Origin of the sequence: Seonamhaeicola algicola (assembly GCF_007997385.1) — a bacterium.
Taxonomy (GTDB): Bacteria; Bacteroidota; Bacteroidia; order Flavobacteriales; family Flavobacteriaceae; genus Seonamhaeicola; species Seonamhaeicola algicola.
On the sequence record NZ_VOSC01000025.1, the window covers coordinates 605,296 to 619,707 of the forward strand.

12 protein-coding genes and 1 riboswitch are annotated in these 14,412 nt (G+C 31.1%); of the genes, 4 read left to right on the forward strand and 8 right to left on the reverse strand.

All coding sequences use genetic code 11. The features are described from left to right. Positions 1-35: 35 nt before the first annotated feature. The 5 genes from rmuC to FUA26_RS11355 form a co-directional block, all read right to left on the reverse strand. On the reverse strand, positions 36-1,418 hold the full coding sequence (rmuC, locus tag FUA26_RS11335) for a DNA recombination protein RmuC (RefSeq protein WP_147135950.1): 1,383 nt from the start codon (positions 1,416-1,418) through the stop codon (positions 36-38). Between the two features lie 52 nt (positions 1,419-1,470). After that, the gene (locus FUA26_RS11340; RefSeq protein WP_147135954.1) at positions 1,471-3,201 is read right to left on the reverse strand and encodes a tetratricopeptide repeat protein; all 1,731 of its coding nucleotides are present in this window, start codon (positions 3,199-3,201) and stop codon (positions 1,471-1,473) included. Between the two features lie 133 nt (positions 3,202-3,334). Next, the gene (locus tag FUA26_RS11345) at positions 3,335-4,138 is read right to left on the reverse strand and encodes an ABC transporter ATP-binding protein (protein WP_147135957.1); all 804 of its coding nucleotides are present in this window, start codon (positions 4,136-4,138) and stop codon (positions 3,335-3,337) included. A 43-nt stretch (positions 4,139-4,181) separates the two neighbouring features. Next, on the reverse strand, positions 4,182-5,213 hold the full coding sequence (locus tag FUA26_RS11350; protein ID WP_147135963.1) for a FecCD family ABC transporter permease: 1,032 nt from the start codon (positions 5,211-5,213) through the stop codon (positions 4,182-4,184). Next, positions 5,214-6,389: an ABC transporter substrate-binding protein gene (locus FUA26_RS11355; protein WP_147135966.1), complete on the reverse strand. Its 1,176-nt coding sequence runs from the start codon at positions 6,387-6,389 to the stop codon at positions 5,214-5,216. It lies immediately after the preceding gene. A 174-nt stretch (positions 6,390-6,563) separates the two neighbouring features. Then, positions 6,564-6,782: riboswitch (cobalamin riboswitch) on the forward strand. Between the two features lie 70 nt (positions 6,783-6,852). Between FUA26_RS11355 and FUA26_RS11360 the strand changes: the two genes are divergently transcribed. Together FUA26_RS11360 and FUA26_RS11365 are read left to right on the forward strand one after the other, a co-directional pair. After that, positions 6,853-8,724, forward strand: coding sequence for a TonB-dependent receptor plug domain-containing protein (locus tag FUA26_RS11360; RefSeq protein ID WP_147135968.1), 1,872 nt, complete (start codon positions 6,853-6,855; stop codon positions 8,722-8,724). A gap of 92 nt (positions 8,725-8,816) precedes the next feature. Further along, positions 8,817-9,386, forward strand: a complete 570-nt coding sequence (locus FUA26_RS11365; RefSeq protein ID WP_147135971.1) for a PAS domain-containing protein — start codon at positions 8,817-8,819, stop codon at positions 9,384-9,386. A gap of 79 nt (positions 9,387-9,465) precedes the next feature. Here FUA26_RS11365 and FUA26_RS11370 read toward each other — a convergent pair whose 3' ends face one another. The 3 genes from FUA26_RS11370 to FUA26_RS11380 are packed head-to-tail and all read right to left on the reverse strand — an operon-like array spanning position 9,466 to position 13,180. Beyond that, entirely contained in the window at positions 9,466-10,188 is a 723-nt protein-coding gene (locus tag FUA26_RS11370) for an adenine nucleotide alpha hydrolase (protein WP_147135974.1), read from the reverse strand. Positions 10,189-10,198: 10 nt separating this feature from the next. After that, on the reverse strand, positions 10,199-11,638 hold the full coding sequence (locus FUA26_RS11375; RefSeq protein ID WP_147135977.1) for a S41 family peptidase: 1,440 nt from the start codon (positions 11,636-11,638) through the stop codon (positions 10,199-10,201). Positions 11,639-11,647: 9 nt separating this feature from the next. Next, positions 11,648-13,180 carry a S41 family peptidase gene (locus tag FUA26_RS11380; protein ID WP_147135981.1) on the reverse strand — a complete coding sequence of 511 codons (1,533 nt, stop codon included), beginning with the start codon at positions 13,178-13,180 and terminating at the stop codon, positions 11,648-11,650. A 243-nt stretch (positions 13,181-13,423) separates the two neighbouring features. Here FUA26_RS11380 and FUA26_RS11385 point away from each other — a divergent pair, with 243 nt between their 5' ends. Together FUA26_RS11385 and FUA26_RS11390 are read left to right on the forward strand one after the other, a co-directional pair. Further along, positions 13,424-13,933 (forward strand): RNA polymerase sigma factor, encoded by a 510-nt coding sequence (locus FUA26_RS11385; protein WP_147135983.1) that lies wholly within the window; start codon positions 13,424-13,426, stop codon positions 13,931-13,933. After that, positions 13,920-14,405 carry a hypothetical protein gene (locus FUA26_RS11390; RefSeq protein ID WP_147135986.1) on the forward strand — a complete coding sequence of 162 codons (486 nt, stop codon included), beginning with the start codon at positions 13,920-13,922 and terminating at the stop codon, positions 14,403-14,405. The genes FUA26_RS11385 and FUA26_RS11390 overlap by 14 nt, the downstream gene beginning before the upstream one ends. Positions 14,406-14,412 lie beyond the last annotated feature (7 nt).

Genomic DNA, 14,412 nt, shown 5'->3' on the forward strand with positions numbered 1-14,412 from the left:
AATTTTATATGATATTAAAATATATTAAAGACACATTACTCTTCATCAGCGCGTTTAATAATGGCTTCAGGTAGTGATTTTTTTGCTTTAGCTCCCATTTTCTTTAGTTTTTCTACGCTGGTTATCAAGTTTCCTCTACCTTCAACCAATTTATTCATAGCCGCAGAATAATCGGTTTTAGCAGCGTCAATTTTTTTGCCAACACCGGTTAAATCTTTTACTAAACCTTCAAACTTATCGTAAAGTGCACCGGCTTGTCTTGCAATTTCTAAGGCATTTTGTTGTTGTTTTTCGTTTGTCCACATGCTATCAATGGTACGTAACGTAGCTAAAAGGGTAGACGGTGTTACAATAACAATATTTTTTTCAAATGCTTTATTGTATATGGTATTGTCTTCGTTTACAACAACGGCAAATGCAGGCTCTATAGGAATAAACATTAATACAAAATCGGGCGATTCAATATCATATAAATCTTGATAATTTTTTTCTGAAAGTTGATCTACATGGCGTTTTACAGAATTTACATGCGCCTTTAAAAATGGTAATTTTTCATCGTCGTCGGCATTTACTAAACGCTCGTAATCGGTTAAAGATACTTTACTATCAATAATCATTTTTTTGCCGTCTGGTAAATGTAAAACCACATCGGGCATAACGCGCGAGTTATTGTCTCTGGTAAAACTTTGTTGTACAAAATACTCTCTATCTTTTTCTAACCCCGATTTTTCTAGCACGCGTTCTAAAACCAATTCGCCCCAATTACCTTGCATTTTGCTATCGCCTTTTAGGGCACGCGTTAGGTTGGTAGCTTCTTTGGTCATTTGCTGATTTAAGTCTTTTAAACCAAGCAGTTGCTCTTTTAAAGCCGAATGCATGCTAATGCTTTCCTTTTGGGTTAAATCAACTTTTTCTTCAAAGGTTTTTATTTTCTCTTGTAACGGATTTAAAATATTCTTGATGTTTTCTTTATTCTGCTCGGTGAATTTGCTCGATTTTTCATCAAGTATTTTATTGGCTAAGTTTTCAAACTCTTTGGTAAACTTTTCTTGTAGTTTTTCAACCTCTTCTTTTTGTTCGTTATTTTTATGCTGAAGATTTTCAAACTCAGTGTTTTTTCTGGTTAGTTCAGCATTTAAAAACTCTTTTTCCCTTCTAATAGTTTCACGCTCATTTTCAATTTTTGAAACAGTTTCTTTTAACTCGTTTATTTGACGGTTAAAAAGGGTGTTTTGTTTTTCGTTTTCAGTATTATGAAAGGTTTTAAGCTCAGTAATTTGTTGCTGTAAATTATTGTTGCGTTCTTCTAGCGTGCTTTTTTCGGTTTTACTTTTTAATTTGGCAATAGTTAAACCAATATAACCGCCAATACTGGCAGAAACGAGTATTGAAATGATAAGAATTAGGCTGTCGTTCATTTAAAAAATTAAGTTTAAAATCAAAGATAATTTTTTAACTTGAAAGTCATGTTTAAAAAACAGAACTATTTATTTCTATATCTGCATGTTTCCAAGCTTCGTTAAATTCTAGCTTTATTTTTTTTGCTTCTTGGTATTTTTTTTGAGCATTTAGGCAGTTATAAAGCCCTATTAAAGACCAACCATTTTGTCTATTAATATCAAGATCTTCATTATAAATAATTTCTGCAGCTTCATAATTTTTAGTTTTTATAAGCGCATTTCCTAAATATTGACGAGTTGGTATATGCCATGGAGCGGGCTCTGTGTAGACTAAATTATCTTCTATAATAACAGCGCTTTTATAATTTTTAATAGCCTCGTTATAGTTGTTTTTTGCGGCGGCTAATTCGCCAGCAACAATATGAAAAGCAATGGCAGCCAGATCTGAAGATTTATTATTAGGCACAGCAAACAATGTGTCTAACTCTGGATCGTTTTTTAAGGTTTCAATAGCTGATAATTCAATTTTTGCTTTTTCTAGATTTTCTTTTTTTATAAATGCTATACCTCTGGCATAGTGTCTTATAAGATTTAAGTGTTTTATTTCTTCTTTGGGAGTTGGAAATGTTAAAATATCATTCCATTTGCCAAATCTTAAATATGCTAATAGGGGTGTAGAGGCAAAGTCTTGTAAAAATGGCATTTCTAAATATTCACCCACAGGTACTTTTTCTGCTGTTTTTTTAGCGGCAGTAATAGCTAATTTGCTATCACCAAGTAAACTAGAAGAAGACCACAGGAAGTGAATATTATGCGGATAATATGCTAAAGGGTATAATCCTTGAGAAAAACATTGCGATATGTAATCTTCATCTGCTTCAATGGCCTTTTTATTTACAATTACTGCGTCTTTGTATCTTCCTACTCTAATGTAAATATGAGAGGGCATATGAACTATATGGCCGGCTCCAGGCATTAAAGAGGCTAATTTATCGGCACTTTTTATACCCATGTCTGGAAATGGTAGTTCTACTAAATGAATATAATAATGATGAGCTCCAGGATTTTCAGGCTTTAAGGCAATAGCTTTTTCTAAAGCTATTTTTGCTTTATTTATGTTAGGTGAAGGCTTGCCATTTTTATCCCAGTAATTCCATGGTACGGTATTCATTACAGATGCAGCATATAAAATGAGAACATTTGCATTGTTTGGAAACGAATTGGCAACGGTTTCCATGGCATACATATAATTTTTATTTAACGCTACAATATCTGTAGCTAAATCTTTACTGTACCTTTTAGTTAGAGCATTTATTAGTGCTTTTTCTAATAAGTTAGTTTTAGGTAAGAGTGTTGTTGCTTTAGCTATAGCTTTATTAATTTGTATTTTTCGTTCGTTAGCTGGTTGCGGATCATTAATATTTGGGCCTAAAGCAAAAGCTTGTCCCCAATAGGCCATAGCCATGTTTGGGTCTAACCTAGCAGCTTCCATGAATGATCTGTGAGATTCGGCATGGTTAAATGCGTAAGCCAGTTTTAAACCTTGATTAAAAAAAGCTTGGGCTCTTTTGTTTTTTGTTGTAACAGGAAAATGAAGCTTCCCTAAGTTATTAAATAAAGGTGATATTTGTTTGGTACTATCTTGATTTTTTAACAAGAATTTGGCTGGTGTACACGAAATAGAACTGGTAACTAATTTTGCCGTTTTGGTATTGTGAGGGTTTATTAAGTTGTTTAGTTCAAAATACACAATAACTAAAATTAAGATACTACTAGCTATTATAAGAAGTTTAGATTTCATTTTTTTAAGCTTTAAATAAATAGTGAGTTATTAATACTTATAACCAATAATTAATATTAAAGCTATTAATAAGAAGGAAGGTTGAGTGTTTAACTGTTTGATTATAAATATTTTGTAAGGTAGTAAAAATTGTTTAAATATTTTTATTTATTTTGAAACTACCCGATGTTTCATCAAAAGCAATTAAATCTTCAGGAAAAAGAGCGTTAAAAATACCACTAGAAATGAGGTTACAAGGTGTGTTTATAACAACATCATTTTTTGTCATAACAATCATTTCATCGCATAATTGAATGGCTAAATCTATTTCGTGCGACGAAAATAGTATGGTTTTATTAGTGTTTTTAGCCAGTTCTTTTAACAGTTTTAATGTACGTGCTTTGTGGTACATATCTAAATGTGTGGTTGGCTCATCTAGAATAATAATATCTGTATCTTGTGCTAATGCGCGGGCAATTAATACTTTTTGTAACTGCCCATCGCTAAGTTCAAAACACTTTTTATGCTTTAGGTGTTCAATATTAATTTCGGTAAGCGCATTGTTTACAGCGTTAATATCGGTAGCTGTTAAATTACCAATCCAATTAGTGTAAGGTTGTCTACCTAAAGCAACCAACTCAAAAACGGTGAAATTTTTTGAGGCTAATGGCTCTGTTAACACTAAACTTAGTGTTTTGGCTAAGTTTAAGCCAGAGTAGGTGTTTAAAGATTTATTATTTATAAAAACATGGCCGCTAATGGGAGGTTGTACTTTAGTTAGTGTACGCAAAAAGGTAGATTTGCCAATGCCATTAGTGCCAATTAAACCAATAAGTTCGCCTTTTTTAAGTGCAATATTAATGTTTGAAGCCACTACAATTTCCTCTTTTTTTGAAGAATAACCAATAGATAGGTTTTTAGTTTTTAAAACAACGTTATGCGCTTCTTGTGTTAACATACTAAATGTACAGTGTTATGTATATTAGTTTCTATAATTAGTGCTAAAATAGCATGTTTCGTTTTTTTACCAAAAGCCAAATAACTACAGGAGCTCCAACTAATGATGTAATAGCATTTATAGGCAATGTAAATTGTGTGTTTGGTAGTTGCGAAATGCTATCGCAAACTAGCATAACAATGGCACCAATTAAAAATACAGCTGGTACTAAAGTTTTGTGGTTAGTGGTGTTAAAAATTTGTCTGGTTATATGCGGAATTGCTAAACCAATAAACGCAATTGGGCCTGCAAATGCGGTTATTGTTCCTGCAAGTAAACTGGTGGCTGTAATTAACAATAACCTACTTTTTTTTATGTTAACACCTAAGCTTTTAGCATAATTTTCGCCTAATAATAAACTGTTTAAAGATTTTATGGTAGTTATGCTAATTAGTAAACCTAACAGATAAATTATACTTAAAATAACAATTTCTTGCCATGATAAATTGCCCAAACTACCAAAGCCCCAAAAAATATATTGCTGTAATTGTTCTGCAGAACCAAAATAAGAAAGCACACTAACAATAGCCGAAGTTATACTAGAAAACATAAGGCCAATTATAAGTATGGCCATAGTATCTCTAACTTTAATAGATACAAGTGTAACGGCTAAAAGTACTAAAAAACTACCCAAACTGGCGGCTAAAACTATGCCCCATTTTGAAGCAAAAAGTATAGCGAAAAAACCACCAAAAACACTAGAGCCTAATATAACAAGGGCAACACCTAAGCTAGCACCAGAACTAATACCTAAAACAAACGGGCCTGCTAACGGATTTCTAAATAGTGTTTGCATTAATAAGCCCGAAATACCTAAACCAGACCCAACAATTATTGCTGTTACTGCTTTTGGGAGCCTGTATTGTAATATAATATGATTCCAAGCTGTGTTTTCTAATGTATTACCAATTAAACTATTAAAAATAGATTTAAAAGGAATGGCTACAGACCCAAAACTAATGTTAGTAAAAAAACAAATGCATAACACTAAAATAAGTGCTACAAATACTATGTTATGTTTTTTCTTGTTTGGCAATTATGGTAGTTTTTTTAAAAAATGTGGTGTGTAATTTGTTAATAATTCAGGATGGCAAATTTTAATAATATCTTTTAAAACCCAGTCTGGTCTTGTAAAGCCAAGTTCATAATATAAAACACCACCAGTAGCTCCTGTTGTGTTAGCTACTGTATAAATACTTTTATTTTGAAAGGCTTTAAACTTAGTATGGTGCAAACTTCCGTTTTCAAGGTTTTGCAAACTGGTATAATTTGATGGGTTTAACCAAATATCGGCTTGTTGTGCTTTATTAAAAACGGCCTCAAAATTAAGTTTTAAACTACCAGATCCTGTGGTGTTTGCCCATAAATAATTTACATTGGCATCTTTTAAAAGTTGAGCTTCGGTACTTGTGCCATTGGGCAAATACCAAATATCACTATGCATAGCACCGCTTAAAATTGTAGGTTTGGTTTCAGCTTTAGCGGCTATGTTTTTAGCTTCTATGTAATTGGTTTCAATGGTGTTAAAAATAGAATCGGCTTTGGCTACTTTGTTAAATAATACGCCAAAAAACTTAATCCATTCAGCTTTAGCTAGTGGCGAATTTTCAGCCCAATCACCATTATAAATCACAGGAATTCCAGTTTTTTTTATAGCTTCAATAGTTTTGTTACCGCCTTCAATACCAAAACTAATTATCAAGTTAGGGTTGAGTTCTAAAAGAATTTCGGTATTAATACTTTCGTTTTTACCAATGTCTTTAACAAAACCTTCATCAATTCTATGACGTATTTTTTCCGAAGAAATAAAATTTGTTTGCGGAAATCCAACAAGTGAATTTTCAACATTCAAAAGTTCTAAAGCAGGTATGTGCGTGGTAGATGTAGCTACTAGTTTTTCAATTGGTGTTAGTATTATACCATCATATTCATCTTTTAAAAAACTGGTTTTTGCAGCATTTTCTTTACTTATTATAATGTATTTATAAGTTTTTGATGCATTTGGCCAAGATTTGGTTATTTGTAAAACTTTATAAGAACCATAATTTTTGCAAGAAAACCCTGAGGCGTATTTTAATTGCAGTTTTGTACCTGTTAATGTTTCTTTTAATTGTTGTTTAGGCTCATTTTTACAACACAATAAAGTAAAAACAATTAGTGTTATTAGGCTTGTTCTTAATGTTTTAATGTGATTTTTATCACGTTTTTTCATATGAAATATTTCTAATTTTGAAAAAAATATAATCATGAGAGATGGTTCAAATTTAACAATATATGTAGTAGCCGGTGTAATTATTGTTCATTTTCTTATTGGTTTTATATTTCTTATTTACAAAATGAATAAGAAAAAGTAGGTTTTAATGTAATTAAAACAATTTTTAAAAGTATTTTTGTGCCGAAATTTGGTTTTGCTCAGTTTCTGCTGAGTAGATTAAAAGGGAATCTGGTGAAAATCCAGAACTGTTCCCGCAACTGTAAAGTTTATGCTAGATACTTCTAGCGCCTTAAATGAGGATGTTATTTACTGCAATACCACTGGTTTTTACTGGGAAGGTATAAATAATAGTAAACAAGTCAGGAGACCTGCCAATTTCAAAAAAAGAAATAAGTTAAACTTTCGGGATAAAAGTTTGCGTATGATGATCCATGCGATTCTCGATTAATTAGTTATTAAAATGAACAAAAAAACACATGTTTTTGCATTGTTATGCTTAGGCATATCATGGGTTGGCTTTGCACAACAAAATGAAGACTCAGCAGTTGTTGAACAATTAGATGAAGTGGTTGTAACAGATTCTAGATTTGCGTTAAAACGTGAAAACTCTGGTAAAACTGTTATTAAAATTTCTAGAGCAGAGATTGAAAAAAACCAAGGTAAAACCGTAGCACAACTTATTAATACTAAAAGTGGTATTGAGGTTAACGGTAGCCGTAGTGTGGCCGGACAAAACATAAGTACGTTTGTACGAGGTGGTAATAACCGCCAAGTTTTAGTGCTAATAGATGGTGTGCAGGTTAATGACCCATCTGGTGTTGCTAACGATTTTGATTTAAGATATTTAGATTTAAACACCATTGAATCTATTGAAATAATAAAAGGTGCTGCCAGTACACTGTACGGTAATGCTGCAGCCACAGCTGTTATAAATATAACCACTAAAAAAGCTTCAAAAAACACAATTTCTGGTAGCTTTTTAACTGTAGTTGGTACTAACCAAAATCAAGATAATCAAAAATTTAATGCAGCAAATTTCACTAACAATGTAAGTGTTAATGGTACAGCCAATAAATTTAGCTATGTTGCTGGTTTTGGTAATAGTTATGTTGATGGTTTATCGGCAGCAAATTCTGAAAATGCAGAAAAAGATCCTTTTTCAAGATATAATATGAATGTTAAACTAGGGTATCAATTTTCTGATAGTTTTGAAATTAAGGCGTATGCTACACATGATAATTTTAAAACAGATATTGATGGTTTTCCGGCGCCAACATACACCTTTGCAGATACTAATGATGCCTATAAATCTGAACAAACAAGAGTAGGTTTAGCACCTAAGTTTACATATAATAACGGTAGTTTTAACATAAATGCAGCTTACACTAAAATTGATAGAGAAACTATTTCAGAATTTAGTGCTGCTTTTGAAGCTGAAAGTTATGTGGTTGATGCTTTTAATAAGTACAATTTTAATGATAAGTTTTACACTATAGTTGGCTTTAATTACGGTAAATTTCAAACAATATTTGCTGATGAAAAAGATTATACAACTCATGATCCTTACTTAAATGTTGTTTATGTTTCAGATTACGGATTTAATTTAAACCTTGGAGGAAGGTTAAACAACCACAGTGAGTATGGTTCACACTTTGTTTATAACATAAATCCATCTTATAAAATAAATGTAAACGAAGGTTATGCTAAAGTTTTTGGTTCTTATGCAACATCATTTATAGCACCAAACTTATCGCAGCTATTTGGCTTTTTTGGTGCAAACCCAGATTTAGAGCCTGAAGAAAATGCTACTATTGAAGGTGGTTTAGAGTATAACACTAAAAAAGGATTACTGCTTAGCGCTTTATATTTTAACAGAAAAGAAGAAAACACCATAATTTATACAAGTGCCTATGAAAATGCAAGTACAGATGCTACTGTACATGGGTTTGAGGTTGAAGCAAATGTAAAGCTTATTGAAAATTTAAATTTTAATGCAAATTATACATTTACTGAACTTAAAGATGGTGTGCGTTTAAGAGTGCCAAAACATAAAGCAAATGCAGGTTTAGGGTATAGTTTTAATGAAAAAACATTTGCATCAATTAATTATCAATATGTAGGAACACGTACAGATACAGATTTTGGAACATTTTCAAATGTAGATTTAGATCCGTTTTCACTAATTGATGTGTATTTCAGCCAAAAATTAGTTAAAAATAAAGTGAAACTTTTTGTAAACGTAACGAATATTTTCAACGAAGATTATTTTGAAATTTTAGATTACACAACAAGAGGACGAAACGTAAACCTTGGTTTAAACATAACCTTATAGTGAGAGGTAAGGTTGTTTATTTAAAGCACCACATATTGTTTGCTATTATGTGGTGTTTTTATTTATTAAATAGTTATAAATAAACTTTTAAAATGAAATACAGTTTAAATAAAATGATGGCTTTAGATGTATATTTATCTGCTTTAAATAATGCCGATTACAAAACTGTTGTTAATACTTTAGAGCCCGATAATAAGGGTAGAATGCCATTACAAAGTTGGGATGTTATTAAAGAAGCTAGACTGAGTTTATTTGAAAAAGCCGAACGCCAACGCGATATTAATTGTATTAAAACATTAGCAAAAAAACTACATTGGAAAAACAATATAGATACTATTTTTAATAATGCCAATTTTGAAGCTTTAGTAGTTACAGATTTACATCAAAATATTGTTTGGGTAAACAAAGGTTTTACAAAAATGACCGGTTATGCTAAGGTTGAAGCATTAAACAAAACACCTCGGTTTTTGCAAGGGCCAGAAACTAATGTTAACACAAAAACACAAATTAAAAATAATTTAAAACAAAACATTCCTTTTAAAACTCAAGTGATAAACTATAAAAAAAATGGGACTAAGTATAATTGCGAAGTGAAAATTTTTCCGTTGTTTAATTACACTAGTAAAACACATTTTATTGCCCTAGAACAGCAAGTGAGTTAATTACAAAAGTACTTCTATGGTTTAGTTTTAAGTGAGAGATAAAGCTAAACGTAGCATGCCACCTTTTTGGGTGGCATTTTTATTTTGGTAATAAATCGCAATACCAAACACCATATGTGTTGGCATCACTGTTACAAATAGAATTATTGGTATTGGGATTTTTATATTCACGATATACTTTCTCGCCTACAGTAAAATTTACAGGTTGTTTAAAAATTGGTCCGTCAAAACAAAAGGTATGGAATTCGCCATTTTCTCCACAAGCATCAACTCCTTCCGGAAGATTGTTTATAAAGTCATTATCTATAATTGTACCCACAAAATCTTCATTAAAAAATTTAGAGTTTGCACATACCACAATGGTTTTAAAGCCTAAGCTTAAAAAGTTTTTAAGTAGTTCTTTAGTGTTGTGTTTCCAAATAGGAAAAATAGCTTTAAAGCCTTGTTTTGCTAATTGGTCTTCACGGTAAGTGCGTAAATCTTCTAAAAAAATATCACCAAAAGCACTATGGGTAAACCCTTCCGTTTTTAGTCTTAAAACGGTTTGGTTTATTACTGTTTCGTAGGTTTCCATATCAGGCATTTCGGGCAATTCAATACAGCTGGCTTTTATACCAATAGCATTTGTTTGCGCTTTTAGTAACTCATTTCTAAGCCCGTGCATAGAAACCCGGTTGTAATGGCTATTTACGGTTGTAATTAATTCATCAACTGTAAAGTTTTCATCTTTCAACAAGTAATAAAGCGCCAAAGCAGAATCTTTACCAGTACTCCAGTTAAAATAGGTTTTGTATTTTTTCAAGAAAAAAAATTTATTCGGCAATCATACCGCCTTCACGTGGCGAAAAATCATTGCTATCTTTTACAAGTTTAAAATTAAAACTTTCAGATTGTTTTTTAAGTGTGTTTATTTTAGTTGTAGAACCTTCAATTTGGGCTAATGCAAATGCTAAAAAGGGTTCGTTTTTATCACCAATAATACCATAATTTAAGTTGTTTTCTTCAAACTCAATATCGGGTGTTAAACCTGTTGGCGGTACTTTAATACCGTCTTTATTTACACCATCAGCAATTAGGGGTTGCATTGCGTAAGTGTGGTTGGGGTTAGCGCCTTCGCGTTTGTAATCATTATTAGGAGAATCGTAAATGGTTCTAGAGGCTTGTGTTTTTCCGGTGGTATTTGTGCCTATTTGTACAACATCAATGTACGGGTTTAATCCGTTAATTAAACCTTCACTGGCTGAAGCTGATGTACTTGTAGTTAAAACATATACTTGATTTAAACCTAAGCTATTTAAAGCGTTGCCGTTATTTATTTCATTTGTGAAATTAAAATTGGTATCGGTAAAATTACTGTTGTAAATAAGTTTTGTAAATAATTGTCCTGTAAATTGTCCAGTTATTAAACTGGCTAAATAGGTTTCAATTAAAACATTTCCGCCAGGGTTATAGCGTAAATCTACCACCAAATGTTGTATGTTGTTGGTTTTAAAATTACCAAAAACGTTATTTAGTTCGTTTTCGTAATCTGATGTAAACCCATTAAACATTAAATATCCAACGTTTTGCCCATTTACTTCAAAAATGTTGGTGGTATAAATTGGGTTTTCAACATATTCATCCTTAGTAAGCGTAATAGTTTCGTTACTGCTTTCAATGGTGTCATCGGTAGTATTGGTTGTACCATTATTATTGTAATTAGCCAAATTTAGGGTATAGGTTTCAGGGTTAAATAGATTTAAATTATTATCTGTTTCAGAGTTATAAAAAAGAGCTTCTCCATTAACAGCATTAAAAATATCACCACGTTTTAAGCCTTTATTATCGGCATCACTATTAGGTAAAACTAATCTAACAACGCCGTATAATTGTGAGTTGCTATTAGGCTGAAAAAACAATCTGAATTCCATACCATTTGTGCCTCTAATGCCTTGAAACTGGCGTTCTAACTCAAAGTAGTCATCAACAATCCAACTAAACTTGTCTACGTTTTGCCTATCGAAAATTAAATTTTCAAATAAGGTTTCAGGTGCATCAAAACTGTTTAAGTAGTTGGCATATTCAGCATTGCTTGAAAATCTATTGTTATCTAAATCTGTAACATTATCCTTGTACAAATAAAACCTGTGCATGCCTTTGTAAACAAAATCGTTTATTTGGCTTGCGCTAACTGTTGTATCATCATTATCTTCAAAGCAGCTTGTGAATAGAGTTAATAGTAGTATTAAAAATGTAAGTTTATTAAAAGTCATTTACTAGTATTACTTAATTAAATTTAAACCATCAATGTACATTTCATTTCCCAATGGTGCAAAGTCTTTTGAGTTTTTAACATGCTTAATAGGCATTAATAATTGATCTTTAGATTTTTTGGTTAATTTAGTTGTGGTTCCTGTAATTAATTCTATGGCCTTAGCTAAAAAAGGTTCGTTTTCATTACCTAAAACACCCAAGTTAGCAATGTCTTCTCCTTGTGCTTCACCATTACTGGTGGTGTATGTAATTGTATAATCAGGTTGAAGGCCATTGTTGTAGTCTGTAATACCATCAGCATTAGCAGATTTTAATACTAAAGGTTGTAGCGCATAAGTATGATTTGGATTAACATTGTCTTTTGAAAAATCTTCTGAATCATATAAAGTTACAGATGCCGTGTATTTACCAGTAGTAGCTGTACCAATTTGGACTACATCTATATAAGGAGATAAACCATTAATAACTAGCTCGCTGGCTGAGGCTGAAGCTTCTGTTGTTAATATGTATACTTTGTTTAGGTTTAAAGATGTAATAGGTGTATTGTCTAAAAGTGTATTTGTAAATCTATTAACTAAACTTTCTGGGGTATTAGCTTCAAAGTATGCTTGGTATTTATTATTCCATATTTCTTTAGAAAAAACTTGTTGATGGAATTGCCCCGTTATCATACTTGATAAAATAATGGCTGAACTTACTCTGCCACCAGGGTTGTATCTTAAATCTAAAACTAAGTCTGTAATGCCTTGGTTTTTTAAACTTGTTATAGCATCGTTTAATTGGTTGTCAAAATTAGCTATAAAGCTATTGTACATTAAATAGCCTATTTTACTACCATTTATTTCTAGTACTTTATTAATTAAAATGGGGTTTTCAGTAAATTCAGATTTTGTGAGCTCTACAGTTTCACCTGTTAATGTTACAGAATTATTAGAAATTTCAGCTAGATTTAATGTGTAAGTGTTATTATCTCCAAATAATAAATTTCTATAGTTGTTAATGGTAAGTTGTTGGTTATTTACTTCTAAAAACAAATCGCCTCTTTTTATGTTTTTACTAGAGGCATCAGAATTATTAGCAACATACCTTACGTAACCAAAAATATTATCAGAACCAGAAAATCTTACAAGTCTAAAATCTAAACCATTAGATAGAGATATACCTTGGAATGAATTTTCTAGCGCAATATAATCATTAACCAAGAAACTAAATTTATCTACAATACCTGGTTGGTAAAGCATGTCGTCAAAAAGGTCTTCAGGGGCGTTGTAACTGTTTAAAAAAGTAAAATAATCATCTTGATTATTTTTTTTACTGCTTGCTAAGTTGGGCACATCTTGTTGCCAAAGATAAATTTCATTTAGGCCGCTCCAAACAAAATCATGTACTTGGTTATTAAGAGTTATTGGTTCAGGAGTTTCAGGAGTTTCTGGAATTTCCTGATTGTTATTATCATCATCATTTTTGCTACAATTAACAAAAAGTAATGAGAAACTTAAAAAAATAATAAAATAGTAAACTTTATAATGTATGTTTTTCATAGTACAATTTTCTACTTTTAGTAGTATTTAAAAACTTAAAATTACACACAAAATTGTATAACTAAAAATAAAAGCCTGCAATACAACTAAAAATAATAAGTTTTTAATGGTTTTAAACTCTAGTTCAGGGGTATTTAAAATTACCTTTTTTTGAAAAAAAATAAAAGCTGTGTAACAAAAAAGTAAATGACTCGTCGTAAATACAAATAGCAAAAAAAGCTAACAAACCAAACCAACATAGTAATGACTCAAACCGAGTTTTTAAATATTGTAATGCCTTTTAAAGATAAAGTATTTCGTTTAGCAAAACGCTTACTAGTATCTACAGAAGAGGCAGAAGATGCCACACAAGAAGTACTATTAAAACTTTGGAATAATAAAACCAAAATGCAAGAGTACAAAAATGTTGAAGCCTTTTCAATGACCATGACAAAAAACTTTTGTTTTGATAAGTTGAAATCTAAACAAGCACAAAATTTAAAAATTGTGCATAGTAATTATGAAGATGGAAACACATCATTACAAAAACAAGTTGAACTAAATGATAGTGTAAATTGGGTAGCCAAAATTATTGAAGATTTACCAGAACAACAACGTATGATTATTCAATTAAGAGATATTGAAGAATACGATTTTGATGAAATAGCAAAAATACTAGATATGAATAACACTGCAGTACGTGTTGCCTTATCTAGAGCCAGAAAAACAATAAGAGAAAAATTAACTAATACACATAATTATGGTATTAAATAATATAGAAAAATTAATAGAAAAGTACGAGAACGGTGAAACCACGTTAAATGAAGAAGCACAGTTAAAACACTATTTTTCGCAAGAAACTGTAGCACCACATTTAGAAATGTATAAACCCATGTTCAACTATTTTTTGTTAAATAAGCAAGAGCAGTTTACTAAAAACGTTCCATTAAAAACTAAAAAAACATTTAATTATAAATGGATTTCTGTTGCAGCAGTGGCGGTTCTTATGCTAGGGTTTTATTTAAATTCAAATGTATTAAATACAAATGATTGTAATGAGTTAGGTACTTATTGCGAACCCGAACAAGCTCTAAACGAAGTATCAAAGCAATTAGCAATGATTTCAAACCATTTTAATAAAGGTACACAAAGTGTAAATTATTTAAATACGTTTGAAAAAGGCGCAGCAACTCTTGGTTACTTAAACGAAGTAGAGAACACAACCAATATTATTTTTAAAAAGTAAAATATTA